This is a genomic window from Sulfitobacter dubius (assembly GCF_900113435.1).
Taxonomy (GTDB): domain Bacteria; phylum Pseudomonadota; class Alphaproteobacteria; order Rhodobacterales; family Rhodobacteraceae; genus Sulfitobacter; species Sulfitobacter dubius.
Map to the genome: position 1 here is coordinate 969,296 of NZ_FOPG01000001.1, position 24,006 is coordinate 993,301.

The window sequence follows — 24,006 nt, forward strand, 5'->3', positions numbered from 1 at the left end:
CTTTGCACTGAGACCGGCACGGAAATCAGAACGAGGCAGAATGTCCGCTCCGACTCGCTCCCCCTCCGAACTCCGTAGCATGTTTGGTGCGAATTTGCGGCAATTGGCAGCCGACCACCCCTCAATATCAGAACTTGCACGAAAGCTTGGGATCAACCGCACCCAGTTCAACCGTTACCTGTCGGGCGAAAGCTTCCCTCGGCCCGATGTATTAGCCCGGATTTGCCGTTTCTTTGAGATTGATGCGCGGGTTCTGCTAGAGCCGGTCACCGAAATTTCCCTTAACCAAGATCCGATCAACAACGGCTTTCTGCGCGATTTTCTGGGCACCGGGGTTCAGAACATCCCTGAGGCGGACTTTCCCAGCGGTTTTTATCGCTTCGCGCGACGCTCTTTCTTGGATCATGACAGGTTTGTCACGGGTGTCGTTCTCGTCGCTCGGCACAACAGCAGCACCTTCCTGCGCGGATATGAAAGCGCCCGATCCCTACGCGAGCAGGGGTTGCCCACAAACCCCGATGCACGCGAATATCGTGGCATCGTTTCGCAGCAGGAAAACGGTGTTTCGATCATGGTATCACGGCGCAGGACGCTGACCGGGTCGTTTAACTACCTTAACCGCGTGGCTTCATTCGAGAATAACTTTTGGGTGGGCTATGTCACCCGAACGGCCCCCGAAAGTGCCGCTGGAACACGTGTCACACGGTTGACTTACGAGTATATCGGCAGAGACCACAAAGTAGTTCTCCCCGCCGCCCGGCATGCGGGGTTTACCGACATTGACGCGCTGATGCCTTACCACCGCCGACTGCTACAACCGGACGTGCCGTTCAACTAAGGCAGCTTAGTCGCCCTGCGCCTCTGCCCGGCTTTTGCCCGCGACGGCCAATGCCAGTGTGGCACCCATCAATCCATCAAGATCACCGTCAAGCACACCTTTGGTGTCGGATGTCTCGTAGTTGGTCCGCAGGTCTTTGACCATTTGGTAGGGCTGCAGCACGTAGGATCGGATCTGGTTGCCCCACCCCGCATCGCCCGCGTTCTCATGCGCTTCGTTGACCAGTGCCGAACGCTTGTCCAACTCCATCTGATAGAGCCGCGATTTCAGCGCTTTCATAGCGATGTCACGGTTCTGGTGCTGCGACTTTTCGGAAGAGGTCACAACGATCCCGGTGGGGTGGTGGGTGATTCGCACCGCCGAGTCGGTGGTGTTGACGTGCTGACCGCCCGCGCCGGATGACCGGTAGGTGTCGATGCGGATGTCCGAAGGGTTCACTTCGATCTCGATATTGTCGTCGACCACGGGGTAGACTTTAACAGAGGTAAAGGAGGTGTGCCGCTTGGCCGCCGAGTCGAAGGGCGAGATGCGCACCAAACGGTGCACGCCGCTTTCGGATTTCAGCCAGCCATAGGCGTTATGCCCCTCAATCTTATAGGTCGCGGATTTGATCCCTGCCTCTTCGCCCGCGCTCTCGGCCTGAAGCTCGACCTTATAGCCCTTCTTTTCGGCCCAGCGAACGTACATCCGCGCCAGCATGCTGGCCCAATCGCAGCTTTCGGTGCCGCCCGCGCCAGAGTTGATTTCAAGGAAGGTGTCGTTGCTATCGGCCTCGCCGTTCAGCAGCGCTTCGAGTTCCTTTTGCGCGGCGGTTGCGGCCAGAGTTTTCAGCGCGCCTTCGGCCTCTTTGATGACCTCTTCGTCCTCTTCCATCTCGCCCAACTCGATCAGTTCGACGTTATCGGCCAGTTCCTGTTTGATGCCCTCATAGGTGTCGATGGCATCCACCAGCGACTGCCGTTCGCGCATCAGCTTTTGCGCAGCATCGGGGTTATCCCAAAGGTTCGGATCTTCGACGCGGGCGTTGAATTCTTCCAGCCGGTAGGGCGCGGTCTCCACATCCAGTCGCTGGGCCAGCAATTCCAGCGATTTGCTGATCTGGTCCGCGGTATTCTGTGCCTCTGCGCGCATGTGTGCCTGCCTTTGATAAGTAATGCGGCCCCGAATACCGGAGCCGCACGAGAGATAGACCAGCCCGCCAGCGGCGGCAAGTGGGGGTGGCAAACCGAACGCCTGCCCGCCCCCTATGTCGGCTTAGTACAAACCGCCGGAGCTGAGCGTGCCAAAGCTCGCCTTGGGGCCTACGGTGGCCTTTTTGCCGGTCGATGTGGTGACCTCACGCGAGGAGGAACCGCCCAGTTCTTCGACCAGAGGCAAGTCCGCGCCCATGGCAAAACCGCCGTCGAAAGCGATGCCAAAAAGCGGCTCTTCGCCATTGCGGAAACATTCCGACACAACGTTGGCACCCGTCGCACTATCGCTCAGCCGTGCGCCGGTGAAACGGTCGATCTTGATGAAACGGCACTGCTCGGGGACTTTGAAATCACCGCCGCCGTATTTCTTGATCGCCTCAGACATAAAGCGCTGGAACACTGGTGCGCAAAGACGCCCGCCGCCTGCCCCGCGACCCATCGGGCGCGGCGTATCGAAACCGATGTAACATCCTGCTACCACATTGGACGAGAATCCGACGAACCACGCGTCTTTTTCATCGTTGGTGGTACCGGTTTTGCCTGCGATCGGAACCGGCAGGTTAACGGCATTGCGCGCTGTGCCGCGCTCAACCACGCCGCGCATCATCGACGTCAACTGATACGCCGTTACAGGGTCCATCACCCGCTCGCGATTAGAAATGATGCGTGGCGCTGCACCGGGGGCGAGGTTGATTTGCTCACAGTCGTAGCATTTGCGCTCATCGTGTTTATAAACGGTGCGGCCATAGCGGTCTTGCACCCGGTCTACCAACGTGGGCTGAACCCGTTCCCCCCCATTAGCGAACATCGCATAGGCCGACACCATTTGGTAAAGTGTGGTTTCCTGACTGCCAAGCGCGTTGGACAGCAGCGGTGCGAGATCGTCGTAAACGCCAAAGCGTTCAGCATAGCTGCCGACCACATCCATGCCGACCTCTTGGGCCAGACGGATGGTCATCAAGTTCCGCGACTGTTCGATCCCGGTACGCAGTGGCGCGGGCCCATAGAACTTATGCGACGCGTTCTGAGGTCGCCACACACCCTGCGGTGTGTTGATCTCAATCGGGGCGTCCACCACGATGGTCGCCGGGCTATATCCACTGTCCAGCGCGGAGGCATAGACGAAGGGCTTGAAGCTCGACCCAGGCTGCCGCTTGGCTTGAGTTGAGCGGTTAAATACGCTCGACTGGTAGGAGAACCCGCCCTGCATCGCAATCACACGGCCTGTATGCACGTCCATCGCAACGAAACCGCCCTGCACTTCTGGCACCTGCCGCAGGGTCCAGCGGATGAACGACCCATCGCTGTCCGAGGTCATGCGGCGTACCAGCACAACTTCACCCACGTCGAGCAGGTCCCCGGCAACCTGCGCCTTACGGCCAAGTTTACCATCATCCAGCCGCTTGCGCGCCCACTGCACGTCCTTCGCGGGGATCCAGTGGCCGTCTTCGTCTTCTTCAACGCCTTCGATCCCAACGCGGGCGTCGTTATTGCCCACCTCCAGCACCACTGCCGGATACCATTGGTTTTCCAAATCGATATCGCGTGGCACCCGTAGGTCCGCGAGGGCGGCGCGCCATTTCTCTTCGCTGGTCAACTGCTCGGCTGGAATGTCAAAGCGCGTGCCGCGCCAAATGCCTTGCCCTCGGTCATATTGCTCAAGCTGAAGACGCAGCGCATTGGCGGCAATAGGCTGCATTTCATTGTCGATGGTCGCGCGCACGGTCAGACCGCCTGTAAAGAACTCACCCTCGCCGAAATCTTCGCTCAACTGCCGGCGGATTTCGTCGGTAAAGTAATCACGGGGCGGCAGTTCAGCCTTGAAGCTCTCGAAATCGCCATTCTGAACCGAGCGTAGCGGCAGCGCCACTTCGGTCTCATATTCCGCCGCAGTGATATAACCGTTCTCTTTCATCTCGCGCAGCACGAAGTTCCGCCGCGCCAGCAGCCGGTCCTTGCGGCGCACCGGGTGATAGTCCGACGGCGCTTTGGGCAGCGAGGCGAGGAAAGCCGCCTCATGTGGGGCCAACTCGCTCAGCGTTTTGTTGAAATATGTCTGGCTGGCCGCAGCAACCCCATAGGAGTTCTGGCCGAGGAAAATCTCGTTGAGATACAACTCAAGGATCTTCTCTTTGCTCAGCGTCTCTTCGATCCGCGTGGCGAGGATGATTTCTTTGATCTTGCGCTCGGCCCGCCGGTCGCCGGACAGCAGAAAGTTCTTCATTACCTGCTGCGTGATCGTCGATGCACCGCGCACATCGCGCCCGCGCGATTTCACCGCATCAACCGCCGCCGCACCAATGCCGCGCAGGTCATAGCCTTCGTGAGTGTAGAAATTCTTGTCTTCCGCCGAAATGAACGCCTGTTTCACCAAATCGGGGATCGTGCTTGCCGGGGCAAACAGACGACGTTCCTTGGCAAATTCATCAATCAAACGACCTTGGCCCGAGTAGATCCGGCTGATTGTCGGCGGCGTGTATTGGGCCAGCGACTCATGGCTGGGCAGATCCCGGCCATACATCCAGAACACCGCACCGATGGTCAAAGCGACCATGCCGACGGCCAGGGTCAGGGAGGTAAAGATACCCCCCAAAAAGGACAGGACAAATCGAAACACGCGCGCGGACCACCATTGGCTAGGGATAGAACCGAGCCTATACAGGATGCACTGGCGCGGGTCAAAACACATGGCCGCCAGCAAGGGGCGAATGTCCGCCCATCGCCGAACTGGCCATATCTATCTATTCTACTTTCGGATCAAAGGTTTGAGCGCCGCATCCTGATCGCGCCAGTTGACAATTGCATCAGCCATCGCCGTTACCATCGACGCACGCCATACGGGATCGCGCAAATTGGTTAGATCCCGCTTGGAGCTGAGAAATCCGACTTCGACCAAAACAGAGGGAATATCGGCGGATTTCAACACCGAAAACCCAGCCCGCCGCAGGGGGCGGTTGTTCATCGGCCCGCCCGCCGCGCGCATCCCCTCTACCAGCACCTTTGCCAGCGCATCCGAGCGCGGCTCGGTTTCTTGGCGCGCAAGATCAAGCAAAATACCGGCCACCTGATCATCTGATCCCGTCAAATCTGCGCCTGCGATAATGTCAGACCGATCGTGCCGCGCGGCAAGATGTTCGGTCGCCACGTCGCTGGCATCATCCGATAGCGTGTAGACCGTCGCCCCGCTCGCCCCGCCCTGTGACAGGCTATCCGCATGGAGCGAGATAAACAGATCGGCCTCCGCCTGATGGGCGATGGCGACGCGATGCTCAAGCGCCACGAAGAGGTCTTCGTCACGGGTGAGCAGCACATCCACCCCTTTGCGCCGCAGCGCATCGCGCAGATCGCGGGCAAAGTTCAGCATCAGGTCTTTTTCATCCAGCCCTTCGCGCTGCGCACCGGGGTCGATGCCGCCGTGGCCGGGGTCCAGCACGACGGTGAAGGTGTTTTTGTCGACCGCTGGCGGTTTCGGCGCCGCGGTCAGCGCGGTGGTCCAATCGGGATCAACGGGTACGCCTGCGGCCTCAGTGAAAACCTCGGCCGCTACGGTTTCAAGCGTGATTTCCAGCCGCGCCTTGCCGCTGGCCGCATCCACTGGCATCCCAATCTCGGCAGGCGCCATCGGCTCGGCCAGGTCGGCCACCAGCCGCGACCAACCGGGTTGAAACGCGCCAAAGCGCAGGGCCGAAATGCGACCCGGCTTGGCCAACAGATCCCCAGTTACCACCTCGCTCCAATCTGCCTCGCGAAAATCGACGATCAGGCGGGCGGGATCATCCAGCAGGAAAACGCGGAACGGCACGCCTTGGCTTAACGCCACGGTCAGGTCAGTCTTGCCAAACCAGCCGTCTTTCACAGCGCTTGCAACTGGATCGACTCGCGCCAGCGCGGTCAATTCTTGCGCCCCTACATCCACCGGCGCCGCACAGGCCAGCGCCATTGCCAGACCCTTTAGAATTGCCCGCATGTTTCATCACCCTGCTCGTTTTCGCCGTTGTACCATTTGCCGCGCGGGCAAACCAGCGTTCAGCGTGCAGCCATAAAGGCTTTGAGCCGCGCGATGCCCTCTTCCATATCCGCCGTGCTGCGGGCGTAGGAAAAGCGCAATGTCTTATGCCCCCGCGCCGGATCGAAATCGAGCCCGGGGGTCACAGCGACACCCGCCTTTTCCAAAATCTCGGCCGCAAAAGCGCGACTGTCATCGGTGAAACGCGAAACATCCGCATAGACATAGAACGCGCCATCAGGCGGGGCGATATCAGTGAATCCGGCTTCTTTCAGCCCCTCGATCATCAGATCCCGATTGCGGCGATAGACCGCAAGATTGGCCTGCAATTCATCATCACAATCCATGGCCGCCAGTGCCGCAATCTGGCTGGCATGGGGGGCGCAGATGAACATGTTCTGCGCGATCCGCTCAACCACGCGCACCTGATCTTCGGGCACCACCATCCAGCCGACGCGCCAGCCAGTCATTGAGAAATACTTAGAGAAGGAGTTGATGACATAGCAGTCGTCGGTGACCTCCAGCGCGGTCACGGCCTTCTTGTCATATTCAATGCCGTGGTAAATCTCATCCGAAATAAACGACATGTCATTGGCCTCACAGGCGTCTGTGAGCGCCGAAAGCGCCGGACGGTCCAGCATGGTGCCCGACGGATTGGCGGGTGAGGCCACCAGCAACCCGCGCAGGTCCGCCCCCGCGAAATCCGCCGCCACGGGCTGGTAGCGGTTCTCCGGCGCGGCGGGCAGATCGACCGGCTGCATGCCCAAGGCCCGCAGGATTTGGCGGTAACTGGGATAGCCCGGCGCGCCGATGCCGACGCGATCACTGGAATCAAACAACGCGGTAAAGGCCAGCAAAAACCCGCCCGAGGATCCGGGGGTGATCACCACCCGCGCCGGATCAAGATCGACGTTATACCACTCGCCATACATCTGCGCGATCCTTGCGCGCAACGCAGGCAAACCGAGCGCCACAGTATAGCCCAAAGCCCCTTCGCCCATGGCCCCGGTCAGCGCCTCAGCCGCCCCTTTTGGCGCACCGGTGCCGGGTTGCCCGACCTCCATATGAATGATGTGACGGCCTGCCTCTTCGGCGGCACTGGCGGCTTGCATTACGTCCATCACGATAAAGGGATCAACGGCAGATCGGGTTGAATTGCGCATGGGCTTGCTCCTACTCTCGGCATGTGCTTTCACCGCGCCTGATGCCGGGCGTCAACCCTTGGCCCCTATTTCGCAGACCTACCGAAAGGACCGCCCATGTTCGCCCGCCTCATCGCCCCTGCCTTTGCCAGCGCACTGGCCCTTGCCGCCCCCGCCGGGGCCATGGACCTGACCGAGCTGACCGACGCCGAGCGCGCACAGTTCCGCGCCGAAGTCCGCGCCTATCTGATGGAAAACCCCGAAGTGATCCTTCAGGCGGTTGAGCAGATGCAGAACAACCAGGCCCAAGCGCAGTTGCAGGCGGATTTCGATCTGGTCACCGCCAACGCCGATGAGATTTTTGACGATGGGTATTCTTGGGTCGGGGGCAACCCTGATGGGGACATCACGCTGGTCGAATTCCTCGACTACCGCTGCGGCTATTGCAAACGCGCCCACGGCGAAGTGGCCAAGCTGCTGGAAACTGACGGCAATATCAAACTCATCGTCAAGGAGTTCCCAATCCTCGGCGATCAGTCCCTGCTGGCCTCGCGCTTTGCCGTGGCCACCAAACAGGTCGCGGGGGGTGATGCATATAAGCAGTTGAACGACGCGCTGATGGCCTTCAACGGCGAAGTCTCCCTGCCTGCGCTGCGTCGTTTGGGCGAAAGCTTTGAACTGGATGTCGCGGCGATCGAGGCCAAGATGGACAGCGATGAAGTTACCCAAGAAATCGCCCAGACCCGCGCCTTGGCGCAAACGCTGCAGATCACCGGCACCCCCACATTCGTCATGCAAGATGAAATGCTGCGCGGTTACCTGCCCTACGATCAAATGATGGCACTGGTGGAAGAAAAACGCGGCTAACGATGCGCGCCCCGGCAGTCATGGCGGCCCTTGCAATGGCTCTGCCTGGGCCGATGATCTCAGCGCGCTCGGCCCTGCCGCGCGCGCTGCCTTCAATGCCGAAATGCGCGCCGCCATCTTGGCGAATGGCGATATCATAGCCGAGGCTTTGGCAGGGCCACAGCCCGCCCAGTCCGAAATGCGGCAATATATTCAGGACGATCTGACCCTGCTCGAACGCCTTGCCCCCGACCTTCTGGCAGGTCACGCCGTGGCGCTTTTCACCGCAAAGGACTGCGAGACCTGCGCGGCCGCAGTCAGAGATCTGACCGAAATCACAGAGTGTTACGGCCTGACGTTCATCCAACACGACTTACAGGCGCCCCAAGTTGTCCGTTGGGCCGCCGCCCTAGGTCTCGACGCAGCCCCCTTCTATGTGCTGCCCGAATTGATCCTCAACGGCCACATGCCGCCGGTGGTCCTCGAAAAACACCTCGCCCCCAACTAACATTAGCAGTCCCCGCCAACCCACTGATTACAAAATACCTTCCAGCATAAAACAAAGCGCGCCCCTCACGGTTCGCACACCCCATTCCCATCTTCATCCTTTTAAAAATACCGCAGCGCACCCTGTCCGCCACCACCCGGCCAGCGGCCCAGCCACCAGCCTATTCCGCCGCCTTCACCGCCTCGGCTTCGATCTGCGCGGCACGTTCTTCAACCTGCTCGACGATATGATCGATCATGCCCTCGTTGCCGAGCTTATGGCTTTGCTTGCCCGCGAGATAAACCATACCGGACCCCGCCCCACCGCCGGTAAAGCCGACGTCGGTCATCAGCGCCTCTCCGGGGCCGTTCACCACACAGCCGATAATCGACAGGCTCATGGGCGTCTTGATATGTTCGAGGCGCTTTTCCAATGCCTCGACGGTTTTGATCACATCAAACCCCTGCCGCGCGCAGGAGGGGCAAGAGATGATGTTCACGCCGCGATGGCGCAGGCCAAGGGATTTAAGAATCTCGTAGCCGACTTTCACCTCTTCGACGGGATCGGCAGAGAGCGAAACGCGAATGGTGTCGCCGATGCCGCTCCACAGCAGATTGCCCAGACCGATGGCCGATTTGATCGTGCCTGACATCAAGCCGCCCGCCTCGGTAATGCCAAGGTGGATGGGGGCGTCGGTAGCATCAGCAAGCTGTTGGTACGCGGCCGCAGCCATGAAAACATCGGACGCTTTGCAGGAAATCTTGAATTCGTGGAAATCGTTGTCCTGCAAGATTTTGATATGATCCAGCCCGCTTTCCACCATCGCATCGGGGCAAGGCTCACCGTATTTCTCAAGCAGGTGCCGCTCCAATGAGCCAGCGTTCACACCGATGCGGATAGAACAATTGTGGTCCCGCGCAGCTTTGATAACCTCGCGCACACGTTTCTCATCGCCGATGTTGCCCGGGTTGATCCGCAGGCAGGCGGCACCGGCTTCGGCGGCTTCGATCCCGCGCTTGTAGTGAAAATGGATATCCGCGACGATCGGCACAGACACTTCAGGGACAATCTCTCGCAGCGCCTTGGAGGACGCCTCATCCGGAACCGAGACCCGCACGATATCCGCCCCCGCATCCGCGGCGGCTTGTACCTGCGCGATGGTCCCAGCCACATCGGTTGTCAGCGTATTGGTCATCGTCTGCACGGTGATCGGCGCATCACCCCCGACCGGCACATTGCCCACCATGATCTGCCGGGATTTTCGACGCGGAATATCGCGCCAAGGGCGAATGGAATGAAGCGACATGAAGACACCTTTCGCGGGATCAGGGGCTATGGCCCCTAACTATTCAGCCGGGGCCTCATGTGCAATGGGAAGCGAAGACCCGCGCGCTTAGCTGCCCTGACAGGGCATTGACGCCAGCGCGGAAGGGTCAAGCGAACCTTCAAGATCGGCAAACATCCGGCTGAGGGATTGCTCTGCCTTCGGATCGACCGGCTGATACAGCTCGGCCAGCGCCTGCGCATGCAGCGAGACGTTGGATGTGACCGCGCCGCGTGGTCCGACGGGGCCAAAGCACCCATCCGCCATGGCGAAATAAAGCGCACCGGATTCGCCTGTGCGCAGGGTCGGCGGCTCTTCGGTGACGGGGATATCCCATGTGTCGCCCTTGTTCATCACGCCTTCGAAAATCACTGTGCCATCTGCGGCGCGCACCCGCACCCAAGAGGGATAGGCCGCAACCATGCGCACCTTGTCGCCCAAGGGCTCAACCACCTGCGGTCTGGGCAGGCCGGTATCGGCATTGGCAAGCATCAAGGCTTCGTCGATGGCGTCATTTATCGTGCCATTCTCAGCCACAGCGGTGCCCTGCCCCGGTGTATCCGGGCGGTCGGGGGTCGGGAAATTACTAACGGAACGCGGATCGATAGACGCAATCGGCGCATCACGGGCCACCAGAACCGGCACGTCCAGCGCTTGCGGACGGTAAAGCCGGTCAAGCGCATCGGCGCGGGGGCTTTCGACACTTTGAGGGGCAGCGGAATCATCGTCAGTATCAGGGGCGCGGGCCAATGCGCCGTCCAGCGGATCAAGGTCTGACAGGACGATAGGCGTTTGATCCACAGGCGCGACCTGCACACGCTGCACTTCTTTCAGCACGGTCCAGCCGCCAAACCCAATGGCCGAAATCAGCGCGATCAGCACCAGCGAAGAGCCGACGGCACCCGGCTCAATCCGGCTGAGCAAACCGTCGCCCGTGGGCACGAAGGGCGTGTTGGGGCGAGCAAAAAGATCGTCCTCTTTCGGGGACTTACGCCGCTCTTCAAAGCTCGGCTTTTTGACAACAGAGGCTTCGGCGGACATGCCATGCGCAACCGCGAAACCGGATTCCTTGCAAAAGGCCGTAAAGGCACGGTCAGGATCCATGTTGAGGTAGCGTGCATAAGATCGCACATAGCCCGCGATAAAGCCGGGCGTATCAAATGCACCGGGATCGCAGTTTTCGATGGCAGCAATATAAGAGGCTTTGATGCGCAATTCGCGCTGTACGTCGAGCAGAGATTTGCCAAGCGTCGCGCGTTCGCCGCGCATGACATCCCCCAACCGCAATTCGAATGCATCGAACCCTTTGGGTTCGACTGTTTCGTCCTCAGCGGATTTGGAGGCCCAACGCCCGATCATCAATATGCCCTGTCCCAGTTAGCCTGTAGCTTTGATCCAAACACGCCCCAACGATTCGGATGTAGCCTTTTCTTGACAAAAGGCTACCACAAGACAACGCAAAACACGAATAGCGCTGCGTTATCCAGCAGCTTCGGCACGATTCAGCGCACAATGAGACCAGAGCGTGTCCATTCCACGAACGAGGGCGTCCATTTCTTTGGGCCCGTGCAAGGGCGACGGGGTAAAGCGCAGCCGCTCCGTTCCGCGCGGCACAGTTGGGAAGTTGATGGGCTGGACATAGATGCCGTGATCTTCAAGCAGCATGTCCGACAGCAGCTTGGTATGGACCGGGTTGCCCACCATGACGGGCACGATGTGACTGCCATGGTCGATGATCGGCAAGCCCAAACCTTTAAGACGCAATTTCAGCGCTTTAGCTTGCTGCTGATGCTTCTCGCGCAGCTCTGGCGCACGCTTAAGATAGGCGACAGAGGCCGCCGCGCCAGCCGCCACCGCAGGCGGCAACGAGGTGGTAAAGATAAACCCCGGTGCATAGGAGCGGATCGCGTCGCACATTTTTGCCGAGGCCGCGATATAGCCGCCCATCACGCCGTAGGCCTTAGCCAGCGTGCCGTTGATGATGTCGAGGCGGTGCATCAGGCGATCACGCTCTGCCACCCCTGCCCCGCGTGGGCCGTACATGCCCACCGCGTGCACTTCGTCGATATATGTAAGCGCGCCGAATTCATCCGCGAGATCGCAAATCTCTTCGATCGGGCCGAAGTCACCGTCCATGGAGTAGATCGATTCGAAAGCAATCAACTTGGGCGCTGCAGGATCATCAGCTTCCATCAACTCGCGCAGATGGGCCACGTCATTGTGGCGGAAAATGCGTTTCGCCCCGCCATTGCGGCGCACCCCTTCGATCATGGAGGCGTGGTTCAGCGCGTCGGAATAGATGATCAGACCGGGAAAGAGCTTTGGCAGCGTCGAAAGTGTGGCATCGTTAGCGATATAGGCCGAGGTAAACAGCAGCGCGGCTTCCTTGCCATGCAGGTCGGCCAGTTCAGCCTCCAGCTGCTTGTGATAAACGGTCGTGCCAGAGATGTTGCGCGTGCCGCCAGAGCCTGCGCCAGTTGACCGCAACGCCTCTTCCATCGCCTCGATCACCACAGGGTTTTGCCCCATGCCGAGGTAGTCATTGCCGCACCAAACGGTGATGTCCTGCTGACTGCCGTCGGGCTTGGTCCAGACCGCATGGGGGAACTGGCCGTTACGGCGCTCAATGTCGATAAAGGTCCGGTAGCGTCCTTCGTCATGCAGGCGCGCAATCGCCGCGTCGAGCTTCTCGTTATAGTCCATTGCGCGTCTCCATCTTTTGGCGCGAACAGGAAGGACCCCTTCCATATTCAGCTTTTAGAATGATTACAGATTTGAGACCAAAGCTTCAATCTCTTATCGGGTGACGCCTGCGGGGCGAACTGTCGCAGGTATGGGCGCGGATCCGAGGGCGATTTGTGATTGTCTGCTTGTATTTTCGGACGCATTCATGTTTTCAAGAACAAACCCAGAAAGGGCCATTGTTTTGCGCGCCAATCCCCACCCCCAGCAGGACCAGCGCCTTCGGACGCTCTATGGTTATGACATCCTCGACACCCCGCGCGAGGCGGAGTTTGACGAGATCGTCGAGCTTGCCGCAGAGATCTGCGACGCACCTATTTCGGTAATCAACCTGATCGACAAGGACCGCCAGTGGTTCAAAGCGGAGGTTGGCCTTGGCGCGCGCGAAACTCCACTGGATACATCGCTGTGCTCTCACGCCATCCTCGAAGCGCCCTTCGTAGAGATCCCGGACACGTTAGAAGACCCGCGCATGGCGGACAATCCGCTTTGCACGGCAGGCGATGGGAACGGGCTGCGCTTTTACGCTGGTGCTTTGCTGGTGGCCCCCGATGGTCTGCCGTTGGGCACGCTTTGCATCCTTGATAACAAACCCCGCGCGCTGAGCGCACATCAACGCAAGGCCGTCGCCGTGTTGGCCCGTCAGGTGATGAAGCAGCTTGACCTGCGCCTTTCGCTCAGCCGTCAGGCTGTATTGATGAGCGAAGCGGATCACCGCGTCAAAAACTCACTGCAGACACTTTCAGCGATGGTTCGGCTGCACGCGAGGCAGTTGGACGACAAAGCCACGATCGATGTGCTTGATAGCATCCAGCGCCGGGTCAACGCCATGGCAACACTACACGGCGAGCTTCAATCAAGCGGAGGGCGCGATGAAGTGGATGCAGAAAAATACCTCGACAAGGTCGCGGGGCTTTTACAGCAAACCGCGCCGGATCATATCAAAATCAGCTACACAGCTGACCAAGCTCTGCTGCGTGCCAATGTGGCGTCGTCCTTGGGCCTGATCATCAGTGAATTTGCCGCCAATTCGATCAAACACGGGTTTCCCGGCACAACTCCCGGCCATATCACGATTGATCTAGCGCTACGGGATGGCCATTTTCACCTGACCTGCAAAGACAACGGGCTGGGCACAAAAAGCGAGAGCAAACAGAGGCCTGATAGCATCGGCCAGACCTTAATGGCGGCAGCGGCCTCGCAGCTAGATGCACAGGTAGATCATAAGCTTACCCCCGAGGGCAGCCGCCTCTCGCTTACTTTCTGAGTGTCCGCCCTGCGGCCACTGGACACGCCTTACCCGCCTGATACCTTCGCGCAGAAATCAAAGCGCAAGGAAATTAGCCATGTCCCTCGACGACGTTCTCGCCCGGATCGATCATGATCTGCCCGCCGCAACCGACCGCCTACTAGAATTACTACGCATCCCGTCGATCTCAACCGATCCGGCATTTAAGGCGGATTGTGACCGGGCGGCGGATTGGCTGGTGGCTGACCTTAAATCCATGGGTGTAGACGCCGAAAAACGCGCCACGCCGGGCCATCCGATGGTTGTGGGCCATGTGGGTGAAGGCAAGCCTCATCTGCTGTTCTATGGCCACTATGACGTGCAGCCGGTCGACCCGCTGAACCTTTGGGACCGTGACCCTTTCGATCCTGCGATTGAGGACACCGAAAAGGGCCGCGTGATCCGTGGCCGTGGGGCTGCCGACGACAAGGGCCAGCTGATGACCATCATCGAGGCCCTGCGCGCGTGGAAAGAGGTGAAAGGCGATTGGCCGTGTCGCATTACCTTCTTCCTTGAGGGCGAAGAGGAATCCGGCTCGCCCTCGCTCGTCCCGTTCATGGAGGAGAACGCCCAAGAATTGAAAGCCGACGTGGCGATGATCTGCGACACCGGGCTGTTCGAATCCAAGACGCCTGCCATCGTCACCATGCTGCGCGGGCTTTTGGGCGAAGAGTTGACCGTGACCGCGCCATCGAAAGACCTGCATTCTGGCATGTACGGCGGCATCGCGATGAACCCAATCCTCGCGCTCAGCAAGGTGATTGCATCGCTGCATGACGACGAGGGCCGCATTACCATTCCCGGCTTCTATGACGGCGTGCCGGACCTGCCCGAAGATCTCGAAGCGCAGTGGCAGGGGCTGGCCTTTGACCATGCCGCCTTTCTTGGCGATGTGGGCCTCAGCAAACCCGCGGGCGAGCAGGACCGCACGCCGCTTGAGATGATCTGGTCCCGCCCCACCTGTGAGGTGAACGGCATCTGGGGTGGCTATACCGGCGACGGCTTCAAAACGGTCTTGCCCTCTGAGGCACACGCCAAGATCAGCTTTCGCCTTGTCGGCACCCAAGACCCGCTCGCCATCCGCGAGAACTTCCGCAAGATGGTGACCGAGATGCTGCCAGAGGATTGCACTGTCGAATTCTCCGGCCACGGCGCCAGCCAAGCGTCAGGTGTCGAAATTGACCATCCGATGTTTGAACCCGCACGCAAAGCGCTGAGCGATGAATGGCAGGTGCCAGCAGCCTATATCGGCTGCGGCGGCTCGATCCCGATTGCGGGGCATTTTCAAAAAATCCTAGGCACAGAGCCGATGCTGGTCGGGTTTGGCAAAGACGACGATCAAATCCACTCACCGAATGAAAAGTACGACATGGAAAGCTTTCACAAAGGCATCCGGTCTTGGGCCCGCATCCTTGATGCGCTGACCTAAACCATCTGGCGATCGGGTCTGCCCGGTCGCCAAACCAACCCCCATCAAGAAACGCCAGAACCCCGGCACGTAGCGCCGCTGCGACCGCTTTGGTCACAGTGTATATCTACTATGAAAAAGAGAAAGTGGCGCGGTTGACGGGGCTCGAACCCGCGACCCCCGGCGTGACAGGCCGGTACTCTAACCAGCTGAGCTACAACCGCGCGATGTGGGCGGAATAGGCCAAGGGGCGGGGGGCGTCAAGCGTATTTGAGCGAGAAAATTCGTCTTTGTGAAAAGAAGTTTTGCAGCTGATTTACTAAGGTTTAGAAACGAAAAAAGGGACCTCAGAGAGGTCCCCTTTTCAGGCAGCGGTGGCGCGGTTGACGGGGCTCGAACCCGCGACCCCCGGCGTGACAGGCCGGTACTCTAACCAACTGAGCTACAACCGCCCGCTGCACTCTCCGGGTCACCCCGAAGCGTTTGGGTGTTCTATGGTGACCCCGCTCTGCCGTCAAGCGCGGTTTCGCGGAAAATGCGAAATTTTCGCTTTGGTGGGTATGTCGTTGGATACAGTGAGAGTTTGGGGCGATGAAGGGGAACAGTGATCCTGTGAAAGAAAGGTTTATGATACCGGGCTAAGCAGCACGGGCTCCCGTGGAACCGCCTCAAAGCACCCAATGAGGCAAGGGTCGCGACTCGTGAGAAGCTCGAACGCCCGTCCCAGACTGCCGCGACGCGGACGGGCGTCGGTCGGGCCTGCAACTGTGCCAGCCGACTGATCAATACAGGAAAGGGATTGGTGGGTCGTGAGAGGCTCGAACTCCCGACATCTTCGGTGTAAACGAAGCGCTCTACCAACTGAGCTAACGACCCGACTTGGACCTCATAGCGCAAGGTGGGGGCGGGCTTCAACCCTATAATGTCAGCCTTTTTTGCTGACCATGCTCAAGGCAGAAAACCACCCCCTGCCCGCCTTGCATATCGCGCAAGTTGGCAGGGCTTTGGCCCAATAAAATAAGTCGCAACATGCGCGACGTGATGCCGTGTGTCACCAGCACATGCGGGCCGGTCAAACTGTCGAGAAAGGCAAGGCAACGCTGGTAAAGGGCGGCGAATCCTTCGCCTTCGGGGGCATATTCGTACAGATCATAGGAATCACGCGCAGCAGGGGTCTGCCGGAGCAAAGTCTCACGTTCTTCGCCCGCCCACGTGCCGATGCCGATCTCACCAAGGCGCGCATCCGTTCCGACCTCAATTCCCATCCCCGCGAGCGCGATTTGCGCCGTGGTCAGTGCCCGCCCCTGCGGACTGCTAAGCGCAGCAAAACCAGATAATTCGCAGCGCTGCAGAATCGCGTTCTGCGCCATAGCCTGCGCGCGGCCTTTTTCGGTCAGGGAAGAATCGAAATGCCCTTGCAGCCGGTTGGCTAGGTTCCACTCCGTTTCTCCGTGCCGAAGGATATAGAGGGTCGGATAGTGGCTCATGCAGGGGTATCCAAGATGGTCTCGCTGCCATCGTCCAGCAGATAAACACAACCCTGCCGGTTGCTGAGCCGCCCCGCATCGGCCAGATCAAGGCCGCACACCTCAGCGCGCAATACCTGCCCCCAAAGGCCGTGGGCGACCAGTACCGTCGGCGCGGTCAAACCGTTCAGTACCTCCCGGATGCGGGCGCGAAAAGCGGCGACCCCTTCCCCACCTGGGGCGGCGCCGTAGATGTCTAAGGGGGCCGGATCGCGAGTGGCGAGGTCTGGGTGCGCTGCAAAAATCTCATCGCGGGACAGGCCCTGCCACTCCCCGGCATGAATTTTCATCAAACGCGGATCGTCACGGTAAGGCGCACCATTCAGCGCGATACGCGCCGTCTGCTGCGCACGACCCAGCGGTGACACAAGGATATCTGGATTCTGCGCAAGGATCGGCTCCATCAGCCGGGCCTGCTGTTCTGCCTCTGCAACACCTTGTGCGGTCAGTGGGGAATCGAGATGCCCCTGCAAGCGAAAGGCACGGTTCCCCTCAGTCTGACCGTGGCGAAGAAACCAGATTTTCGGGTGTACTGACATATGCGCTCCGCCATTTTCACCCATGGTATAGGGCAGTTGACCCGATAAGGACCAGCCCCGCGCAGGGAACGACGGGGGTCGGTGACGGTGTGAACGATCAGGTCAGAAAAAGGAATGGTGGGTGATAAGAGATTTGAACTCCTGACATCTTCGATGTGAACGAAGCGCTCTACCACTGAGCTAATCACCCTTGCGGGGCGAAGTAGCCAATTGCGGCGGTGCATGCAAGAGGGGTTTGCGCAAAAAACAACCCTAGTGAAAGGGGTTGGCACCCCCTGCCCTAACGAGAAACGCGCGCCCCTGAAGGCGCGCGTTTTTATCTTTCAGCAAGGGCAAGAGCTCAATGCGTGGTGGTCACATCCATGCCACCGGCACGGGCCTTTATTGCGGCAGCTTCGGCGGCTTCTTGGGCGGCTTCGTCCCACTCAATCGCCTTCGGCTTACTCACCAGCGCATGTTCCAACACTTCCGATACGTGGTTCACCGGAATGATGGTCAGCCCTTCTTTGACGTTATCCGGAATATCCGGCAGGTCTTTCTCGTTCTCCTGCGGGATCAGCACCGTGGTGATACCGCCGCGCAGGGCCGCAAGGAGCTTTTCCTTCAGGCCGCCGATTGGCATCGCGTTACCACGCAGTGAAACCTCGCCTGTCATGGCAATGTCACGCCGCACGGGGATCTGCGTCAGCACCGACACGATCGAAGTCACCATCGCCAGACCGGCCGAAGGGCCGTCCTTGGGTGTGGCGCCATCGGGCACGTGGACGTGGATGTCCAGCGTGTCGAACTTCGGCGGCTTCACCCCGATCTGCGGGCTGATCGAGCGCACGTAGGAGCTCGCCGCGTCGATGCTTTCCTTCATCACGTCGCCCAGCTTACCGGTGGTTTTCATCCGGCCCTTGCCCGGCAGACGCAGCGCTTCGATTTGCAGCAGCTCGCCACCCACGGAGGTATAGGCCAGCCCGGTCACGACACCGATCTGATCTTTCTCCTCAGCCAGACCGTAGCGGTGTTTGCGCACACCAAGGAAGTCTTCGAGGTTGTCGCCGGTCACGGTGACGTTCTCTGCTTCCTTTTTCACGATCTTGGTCAGCGACTTACGCGCCACCTTGGCAATCTCACGCTCAAGGTTCCGCACGCCGGCCTCACGGGTGTAGTACCGGATCATGCCTGTCAGAGCGGAGTCTTCGATCTTGAACTCTTTCTCTTTCAAGCCGTGGTTCTTGATCTGCTTCTGCACCAAATGCTGCTTGGCGATCTCGCGCTTTTCGTCCTCTGTGTAGCCGGAAAGCGGGATAATCTCCATCCGATCCAGCAGCGGCCCGGGCATGTTGTAGCTGTTCGATGTGGTCAGGAACATCACGTTCGAGAGGTCATATTCCACCTCCAAGTAGTGGTCGACGAAGGTGCCGTTCTGTTCCGGATCAAGCACTTCGAGCATCGCGGAAGCCGGATCGCCACGGAAGTCCTGCCCCATCTTGTCGATTTCATCGAGCAGGATGAGCGGGTTCGTGGTTTTCGCCTTTTTCAGCGCCTGAATGATCTTGCCGGGCATGGAGCCGATGTAGGTCCGACGGTGGCCGCGGATCTCGGATTCATCGCGCACGCCACCGAGCGAGATGCGAATGAACTCGCGCCCCGTGGCTTTGGCCACCGACTTGCCCAAGGAGGTCTTGCCGACGCCCGGAGGGCCGACGAGGCACATGATCGGGCCTTTCATCTTGGTCGAGCGCTGTTGGACGGCGAGATACTCAACGATCCGCTCCTTGACCTTCTCAAGGCCATAGTGGTCGTCATCCAGCACCTTCTGCGCCTTGCCCAGGTCTTTCTTAACGCGCGACTTCACGCCCCATGGGATCGACAGCATCCAATCGAGGTAATTGCGCACGACAGTGGCTTCGGCAGACATCGGGCTCATATTCTTGAGCTTTTTGATCTCGGCATCGGCCTTTTCGCGGGCTTCCTTGCTCAGTTTGGTCTCAGCGACACGGGCTTCAAGCTCGGCCACTTCGTTCTTGCCGTCTTCGCCATCGCCCAACTCGTGCTGAATGGCCTTCATTTGCTCATTCAGATAGTATTCGCGCTGCGTGCGCTCCATCTGGGATTTGACGCGTGTCTTGATCTTTTTCTCGACCTGCAGGACAGACATTTCGCCCTGCATCAGGCCGTAAACTTTCTCAAGCCGCTCAGAAATGCTGAGCGTCTCCAGCAGGTCCTGCTTCTGCTCAACTTCGATGCCGAGGTGGCCGGCCACGAGATCGGCCAGACGCGCAGGTTCGGCGCTTTCACCAACGGCGGCGAGCGCTTCTTCGGGGACGTTTTTCTTGACCTTGGCGTAGCGCTCGAACTCATCCGCCACGGTGCGCAACAGCGCCTGCGTGGTGGCCGCATCGCCCGGCATCTCGGTCAGATACTCAGCGCGGGCCTCAAAGAAATTGTCGTTCTCAAGGTATTCGGTGATGCGCACCCGCGCCTGACCTTCGACCAGCACTTTGACGGTGCCATCGGGCAGTTTCAGCAGTTGCAGCACATTAGCCAGCACGCCCGCTTTAAAGATACCGCCGGTATCGGGATCATCCTCGGCGGGGTCGACCTGGCTCGACAGCAGGATTTGTTTGTCGTCCGCCATCACCTCTTCAAGGGCGCGGACAGATTTTTCGCGGCCAACGAAAAGCGGCACGATCATGTGGGGAAACACGACGATGTCGCGCAGCGGAAGCACCGGGTAGGATGCGTTCAGTGGCTCTAACATGCTCAATTCCTTATCTTAGCAAGACATCCGGGCCCCTGTTATAGGCGGCCTCTGACATCCCCTTTTCTGGACAGGACATGTGTGCATCCTATCCGCCTGTTTCAATCCCCTGCGGGGTTTTAAGCCGCCATCATCGCGGTTTGGCGAGATGGAGGCAAGCGCGGGATTGGCTGTTTTTGAGCCATTCCCGCGCCGCTTTGCCAAGGGGCGCCGCGTAGACGCCCCCGGATAGGTTAGACCTTGGCCTGTTCTAGTGTCGGATAATCGGTAAAGCCTTCGCGCCCGCCACCATAGTAGGTATCTGTGTCCCCCTTGTTCAGCGGCCCGTTCATCTGCCACCGACGCGGCAGATCGGGGTTGGCGATAAAGGGGCGGCCCACTGCGATCAGATCGGCCTTGTCATTGGCCACGGCCTCTAGCGCCATCTCGCGGTCATAGCCGTTGTTGGCCATGTAGGGCCCTTTGAACAGCCGGCGCAGGGCGGCGATACTCTCGCCTTCGTCCAGCTCACGCGAGCCGCCTGTCGCACCTTCGACGAGGTGCAGATAGGACAGGTTGTAGCGGTTCAACCCTTCGACCACATACTCAAAAGTCTCTTGCGGGTTGGCGTCTTCGATCCCATTGGCGGGCGAGAAGGGCGAGAGCCGCAGCCCCACACGCTCACCACCCCAGACCTTTGTCACAGCATCCAGCACTTCGAACAGCAACCGCGCGCGGTTTTCCACACTGCCACCATAGGCGTCATCGCGTTTGTTGCTGCCGGTTTTCAGGAATTGATCCAGCAGGTAGCCATTGGCCCCATGCACCTCGACCCCGTCGAAACCGCCTTTCTTTGCCATCTCAGCGGCATGGGCGTAGTCGGCGACCAGACGTGGTATCTCATCCAAGTCCAGCGCGCGCGGCTCGGAAGTGTCTTCAAACCCGTTGGCGGTAAAGGTTTTTACCCCCGCCGCGATGGCCGAGGGTGCGACAGGCTTGCCGCCCTCAGGCTGCAGGGAAGTATGGCTGATCCGGCCCACGTGCCACAGTTGGATCACAATGCGCCCACCTTCGGAATGCACTGCATCGGTCACTTTGCGCCATGCAGCGACTTGGCCTTCGGTATGGATGCCGGGGGTTTGGAAGTACCCTTTGCCCTCGGGGCTGATCTGGGTGGCTTCGGTGATGATGATGCCCGCTCCCGCGCGCTGGCGGTAATACTCGACATGCATGTCCGAGACTTCGCCTGTCTCGTTATCTGCACGGTTGCGGGTCAGCGGGGCCATGACCAGACGGTTGTCGGCCACAATCTCACCGGCGGTGAAGGGGGTAAATAGCTTCTCGGTCATATTCGGGCCTTTCCTTGCAATAGACTGTGCAAGGGCACCTAAGACCCCTCCGCAGTGCAGCAAGGCATGCCCACACAATTTCGCGTGAGCATTAGATCAAAGCGGGTCGATATCGCCCTGCTCGCGCCCTGCGTGGAAGTCGGCCTGCCACTGGGCAAACCGCCCCGCCGCGATGGCCTCGCGCATGCCGGCCATGATGTCTTGGTAATATTGCAGGTTGTGCCATGTCAGCAGCATCGACGAGATGATCTCTTGGCTGCGGAAAACATGATGCAGGTAGGCGCGAGAGTAGTTCTGACAGGCCGGGCAACTGCAATTCTCATCCAAGGGGCGCGGATCATCCATGTGCCGCGCGTTCTTGATGTTGAGCACCCCCATCCGGGTAAACACCTGCCCCGTGCGCCCCGAACGGCTGGGCAGCACGCAGTCCATCATATCAATGCCGCGAGCGACGGCGCCCACGATATCGTCAGGCTTGCCCACGCCCATCAGGTAGCGCGGCTTGTCCTCTGGCAGCATGTCGTTCGAGAAATCGAGGGTGGAGAACATCGCCTGCTGCCCCTCCCCCACGGCCAGACCACCGACGGCATAGCCATCAAAACCGATCTCGCACAGCGCCTCGGCGCTTTCTTTGCGGAAGTCTTCCTCAAGCCCGCCCTGCTGGATGCCAAAGAGCATATGCCCCGGGCGGTCCCCAAACGCCTCGCGGCTGCGCTTGGCCCACCGCATCGACATGCGCATGCTGCTGGCGATGCGGTCGCGGTCAGCGGGCAGCGCGGGGCATTCGTCGAAACACATGACGATGTCGGAACCAAGCAGTTCCTGAATCTCCATCGAACGTTCCGGCGTGATTTCGTGCTTGGAGCCGTCGATATGGCTTTTAAAAGTCACGCCGCGTTCGGTCAGCTTGCGCAACCCGGCAAGGCTCATCACCTGAAAGCCGCCGCTGTCCGTCAGGATCGGCTTGTCCCAGTTCATGAATTTATGCAGCCCGCCTAGCTTTGCGATACGCTCTGCCGTGGGGCGCAGCATCAGGTGATAGGTATTGCCCAGCAGGATATCCGCACCCGTCGAGGCCACGCTTTCGGGCATCATCGCCTTGACCGTCGCCGCCGTGCCCACGGGCATGAAGGCGGGCGTGCGGATCTCGCCGCGCGGGGTCTGGATCACGCCGCTGCGTGCCTTGCCGTCCTGCGCGTGTTTGGTGAATCCGGTGCTGGTCATACTCTGGCCCTCTCTGGCTGCGACTGGGGCGATAAACCAGTGGCGTGGAACATGCAATAAATGTAAAATACAGGGAATTGCACAAAGTTATACCTGTCAAAGGACCATTATCTTGAACATCGAAGACATGCTGATCGGCCTGCTTGAGAACAACCTTGCTTGGCTTTTGCTGGCGCTGCTGGTCGTTATCCTGATCCTCAAATCAGTAAAAATCGTACCACAATCAGAACAGCATGTGATCGAACGCTTTGGCCGGTTGCGCGCGGTCTTGGGCCCGGGGATTAATATGATCGTGCCATTCATCGACAGCGTGGCGCATAAAATCTCGATCCTAGAGCGTCAGTTGCCCACTGCCAGCCAAGATGCGATCACCCGCGACAACGTGCTTGTGCAGGTCGACACATCCGTCTTTTACCGCATCACCGAGCCGGAGAAGACCGTCTACCGCATCCGTAATGTTGACAGCGCCATTTCCACCACCGTCGCCGGGATTGTTCGGGCCGAGATCGGCAAGATGGATCTGGACGAGGTGCAGGCCAATCGCAGCCAGCTTATCACCACGATAAAGGCCAGCGTCGAAGATGCGGTCGACAGTTGGGGCATTGAGGTCACCCGTGCCGAGATCCTCGATGTGAACCTTGATGCCGCGACACGCGCCGCGATGATGCAGCAGCTCAATGCCGAACGCGCCCGCCGTGCGCAGGTGACCGAAGCCGAGGGCAGCAAACGCGCAGTTGAACTTGCCGCCGAAGCCGAGCTTTATGCCTCGGAGCAGACCGCCAAGGCGCGGCGCATTCTGGCCGATGCCGAGGCCTATGCCACACAGGTCGTGGCCACCGCGATCAATGAAAACGGGCTGGAGGCGGCGCAATACCAGATCGCCCTGAAACAGGTTGATGCCCTCAACGCCATGGGCAAGGGGTCGGGCACTCAAACCATTGTGGTTCCTGCGCAGGCACTGGAAGCCTTTGGCGATGCGTTTAAATTGCTTAAGGGCAAAGGCTGATGGCCGCTTGGTTAACACTTTGGTGGGTCTGGGTCTGCGCCGCATTGGCGCTTGGCGTGGTTGAGTTGCTGCTTCCCGGCTGGATCTTCTTGGGCTTTGCCCTTGGCGCCTTGGCGATGGCATTGGTCGTGGCATTTTGGGCACCCGGCAATGTCGCGCTGCTGCTGGCGGTTTTCGCGGTTCTATCACTGGTCGCATGGATGGCGCTGCGCGTATTGTTCAAACGTCAATCCAGCGGGGCGCGGATCGTGACCCGCGACATTAACGAGAACTGAACCCATTCAAAACGGCGGCGCAGCCTTGATTTGCGCAAACCCCCGCTACATTGCCCTATTCATGCAGCGGCTTGCCATACTC

Annotated in this window: 19 protein-coding genes and 4 tRNA genes; 7 read left to right on the forward strand and 16 right to left on the reverse strand. The window is 59.5% G+C overall.

Annotation, left to right across the window (positions count from 1 at the left end; all coding sequences use genetic code 11):
* Nucleotides 1–40 precede the first annotated feature (40 nt).
* Nucleotides 41–838, forward strand: a complete 798-nt coding sequence (locus tag BM229_RS04760) for a helix-turn-helix domain-containing protein (protein WP_167360192.1) — start codon at nt 41–43, stop codon at nt 836–838.
* Nucleotides 839–844: 6 nt separating this feature from the next.
* On the opposite strand, the gene prfB is transcribed toward BM229_RS04760, so the two are convergent.
* The 4 genes from prfB to BM229_RS04780 all read right to left on the reverse strand — a co-directional run bounded on the left by prfB (nt 845) and on the right by BM229_RS04780 (nt 7,200).
* The gene (gene prfB, locus BM229_RS04765) at nt 845–1,969 is read right to left on the reverse strand and encodes a peptide chain release factor 2 (RefSeq protein WP_093926503.1); all 1,125 of its coding nucleotides are present in this window, start codon (nt 1,967–1,969) and stop codon (nt 845–847) included.
* A 123-nt stretch (nt 1,970–2,092) separates the two neighbouring features.
* Nucleotides 2,093–4,648 carry a penicillin-binding protein 1A gene (locus tag BM229_RS04770; protein WP_093926504.1) on the reverse strand — a complete coding sequence of 852 codons (2,556 nt, stop codon included), beginning with the start codon at nt 4,646–4,648 and terminating at the stop codon, nt 2,093–2,095.
* 129 nt (nt 4,649–4,777) lie between these two features.
* Nucleotides 4,778–5,998, reverse strand: coding sequence for an N-acetylmuramoyl-L-alanine amidase (locus tag BM229_RS04775; RefSeq protein ID WP_244152111.1), 1,221 nt, complete (start codon nt 5,996–5,998; stop codon nt 4,778–4,780).
* A 59-nt stretch (nt 5,999–6,057) separates the two neighbouring features.
* Complete coding sequence (locus BM229_RS04780) at nt 6,058–7,200, reverse strand: pyridoxal phosphate-dependent aminotransferase (protein ID WP_093926506.1); 1,143 nt, start codon at nt 7,198–7,200, stop codon at nt 6,058–6,060.
* A 96-nt stretch (nt 7,201–7,296) separates the two neighbouring features.
* On the opposite strand from BM229_RS04780, the gene BM229_RS04785 reads away from it, so the two are divergent.
* Entirely contained in the window at nt 7,297–8,046 is a 750-nt protein-coding gene (locus tag BM229_RS04785) for a DsbA family protein (RefSeq protein ID WP_093926507.1), read from the forward strand.
* A gap of 103 nt (nt 8,047–8,149) precedes the next feature.
* Entirely contained in the window at nt 8,150–8,533 is a 384-nt protein-coding gene (locus BM229_RS04790) for a hypothetical protein (protein WP_093926508.1), read from the forward strand.
* Between the two features lie 160 nt (nt 8,534–8,693).
* Here BM229_RS04790 and ispG read toward each other — a convergent pair whose 3' ends face one another.
* From ispG to hemA, 3 genes are all read right to left on the reverse strand, one after another.
* Nucleotides 8,694–9,818: a flavodoxin-dependent (E)-4-hydroxy-3-methylbut-2-enyl-diphosphate synthase gene (ispG, locus tag BM229_RS04795; RefSeq protein ID WP_093926509.1), complete on the reverse strand. Its 1,125-nt coding sequence runs from the start codon at nt 9,816–9,818 to the stop codon at nt 8,694–8,696.
* 87 nt (nt 9,819–9,905) lie between these two features.
* A complete protein-coding gene (locus BM229_RS04800; protein ID WP_093926510.1) occupies nt 9,906–11,195 on the reverse strand; it encodes a helix-turn-helix domain-containing protein in 1,290 nt (429 codons plus the stop codon).
* Between the two features lie 120 nt (nt 11,196–11,315).
* Complete coding sequence (gene hemA / locus BM229_RS04805) at nt 11,316–12,539, reverse strand: 5-aminolevulinate synthase (protein ID WP_093926511.1); 1,224 nt, start codon at nt 12,537–12,539, stop codon at nt 11,316–11,318.
* Nucleotides 12,540–12,762: 223 nt separating this feature from the next.
* Here hemA and BM229_RS04810 point away from each other — a divergent pair, with 223 nt between their 5' ends.
* A complete protein-coding gene (locus tag BM229_RS04810) occupies nt 12,763–13,845 on the forward strand; it encodes a histidine kinase dimerization/phosphoacceptor domain -containing protein (protein WP_167360193.1) in 1,083 nt (360 codons plus the stop codon).
* 79 nt (nt 13,846–13,924) lie between these two features.
* Entirely contained in the window at nt 13,925–15,295 is a 1,371-nt protein-coding gene (locus BM229_RS04815; RefSeq protein ID WP_093926513.1) for a M20/M25/M40 family metallo-hydrolase, read from the forward strand.
* A 126-nt stretch (nt 15,296–15,421) separates the two neighbouring features.
* Here BM229_RS04815 and BM229_RS04820 read toward each other — a convergent pair.
* The 9 genes from BM229_RS04820 to tgt all read right to left on the reverse strand — a co-directional run bounded on the left by BM229_RS04820 (nt 15,422) and on the right by tgt (nt 22,643).
* Nucleotides 15,422–15,498: transfer RNA gene (locus tag BM229_RS04820), tRNA-Asp, on the reverse strand.
* A 151-nt stretch (nt 15,499–15,649) separates the two neighbouring features.
* Nucleotides 15,650–15,726: transfer RNA gene (locus BM229_RS04825), tRNA-Asp, on the reverse strand.
* Between the two features lie 348 nt (nt 15,727–16,074).
* Nucleotides 16,075–16,150 (reverse strand) — tRNA-Val (locus BM229_RS04830).
* A 41-nt stretch (nt 16,151–16,191) separates the two neighbouring features.
* Nucleotides 16,192–16,761: a histidine phosphatase family protein gene (locus tag BM229_RS04835; RefSeq protein WP_093926514.1), complete on the reverse strand. Its 570-nt coding sequence runs from the start codon at nt 16,759–16,761 to the stop codon at nt 16,192–16,194.
* The gene (locus BM229_RS04840) at nt 16,758–17,339 is read right to left on the reverse strand and encodes a histidine phosphatase family protein (RefSeq protein ID WP_093926515.1); all 582 of its coding nucleotides are present in this window, start codon (nt 17,337–17,339) and stop codon (nt 16,758–16,760) included. The genes BM229_RS04835 and BM229_RS04840 overlap by 4 nt, the downstream gene beginning before the upstream one ends.
* A 115-nt stretch (nt 17,340–17,454) precedes the next feature.
* Nucleotides 17,455–17,529, reverse strand: a tRNA-Val gene (locus tag BM229_RS04845).
* A 150-nt stretch (nt 17,530–17,679) separates the two neighbouring features.
* A complete protein-coding gene (gene lon / locus BM229_RS04850; RefSeq protein ID WP_093926516.1) occupies nt 17,680–20,091 on the reverse strand; it encodes an endopeptidase La in 2,412 nt (803 codons plus the stop codon).
* A 233-nt stretch (nt 20,092–20,324) separates the two neighbouring features.
* A complete protein-coding gene (locus tag BM229_RS04855) occupies nt 20,325–21,419 on the reverse strand; it encodes an alkene reductase (RefSeq protein WP_093926517.1) in 1,095 nt (364 codons plus the stop codon).
* A gap of 96 nt (nt 21,420–21,515) precedes the next feature.
* On the reverse strand, nt 21,516–22,643 hold the full coding sequence (gene tgt, locus BM229_RS04860; protein ID WP_093926518.1) for a tRNA guanosine(34) transglycosylase Tgt: 1,128 nt from the start codon (nt 22,641–22,643) through the stop codon (nt 21,516–21,518).
* A 127-nt stretch (nt 22,644–22,770) separates the two neighbouring features.
* On the opposite strand from tgt, the gene BM229_RS04865 reads away from it, so the two are divergent.
* Complete coding sequence (locus tag BM229_RS04865) at nt 22,771–23,649, forward strand: SPFH domain-containing protein (protein ID WP_093927220.1); 879 nt, start codon at nt 22,771–22,773, stop codon at nt 23,647–23,649.
* A complete protein-coding gene (locus BM229_RS04870; protein WP_093926519.1) occupies nt 23,649–23,924 on the forward strand; it encodes an NfeD family protein in 276 nt (91 codons plus the stop codon). Before BM229_RS04865 ends, BM229_RS04870 begins: the two co-directional genes overlap by 1 nt.
* The last annotated feature ends 82 nt before the right edge of the window (nt 23,925–24,006 follow it).

Coding starts and splice junctions, on each gene's coding strand:
- ispG (WP_093926509.1), bottom strand. CDS start 9,818: ATGTCGCTTCATTCCATTCGCCCTTGGCGCGATATTCCGCGTCGAAAA.
- tgt (WP_093926518.1), bottom strand. CDS start 22,643: ATGACCAGCACCGGATTCACCAAACACGCGCAGGACGGCAAGGCACGC.
- lon (WP_093926516.1), bottom strand. CDS start 20,091: ATGTTAGAGCCACTGAACGCATCCTACCCGGTGCTTCCGCTGCGCGAC.
- BM229_RS04775 (WP_244152111.1), bottom strand. CDS start 5,998: ATGCGGGCAATTCTAAAGGGTCTGGCAATGGCGCTGGCCTGTGCGGCG.
- BM229_RS04865 (WP_093927220.1), top strand. CDS start 22,771: ATGCTGATCGGCCTGCTTGAGAACAACCTTGCTTGGCTTTTGCTGGCG.
- prfB (WP_093926503.1), bottom strand. CDS start 1,969: ATGCGCGCAGAGGCACAGAATACCGCGGACCAGATCAGCAAATCGCTG.
- BM229_RS04760 (WP_167360192.1), top strand. CDS start 41: ATGTCCGCTCCGACTCGCTCCCCCTCCGAACTCCGTAGCATGTTTGGT.
- BM229_RS04855 (WP_093926517.1), bottom strand. CDS start 21,419: ATGACCGAGAAGCTATTTACCCCCTTCACCGCCGGTGAGATTGTGGCC.
- BM229_RS04785 (WP_093926507.1), top strand. CDS start 7,297: ATGTTCGCCCGCCTCATCGCCCCTGCCTTTGCCAGCGCACTGGCCCTT.
- BM229_RS04815 (WP_093926513.1), top strand. CDS start 13,925: ATGTCCCTCGACGACGTTCTCGCCCGGATCGATCATGATCTGCCCGCC.
- BM229_RS04800 (WP_093926510.1), bottom strand. CDS start 11,195: ATGATCGGGCGTTGGGCCTCCAAATCCGCTGAGGACGAAACAGTCGAA.
- BM229_RS04780 (WP_093926506.1), bottom strand. CDS start 7,200: ATGCGCAATTCAACCCGATCTGCCGTTGATCCCTTTATCGTGATGGAC.
- BM229_RS04840 (WP_093926515.1), bottom strand. CDS start 17,339: ATGTCAGTACACCCGAAAATCTGGTTTCTTCGCCACGGTCAGACTGAG.
- BM229_RS04870 (WP_093926519.1), top strand. CDS start 23,649: ATGGCCGCTTGGTTAACACTTTGGTGGGTCTGGGTCTGCGCCGCATTG.
- BM229_RS04790 (WP_093926508.1), top strand. CDS start 8,150: ATGCGCGCCGCCATCTTGGCGAATGGCGATATCATAGCCGAGGCTTTG.
- BM229_RS04835 (WP_093926514.1), bottom strand. CDS start 16,761: ATGAGCCACTATCCGACCCTCTATATCCTTCGGCACGGAGAAACGGAG.
- hemA (WP_093926511.1), bottom strand. CDS start 12,539: ATGGACTATAACGAGAAGCTCGACGCGGCGATTGCGCGCCTGCATGAC.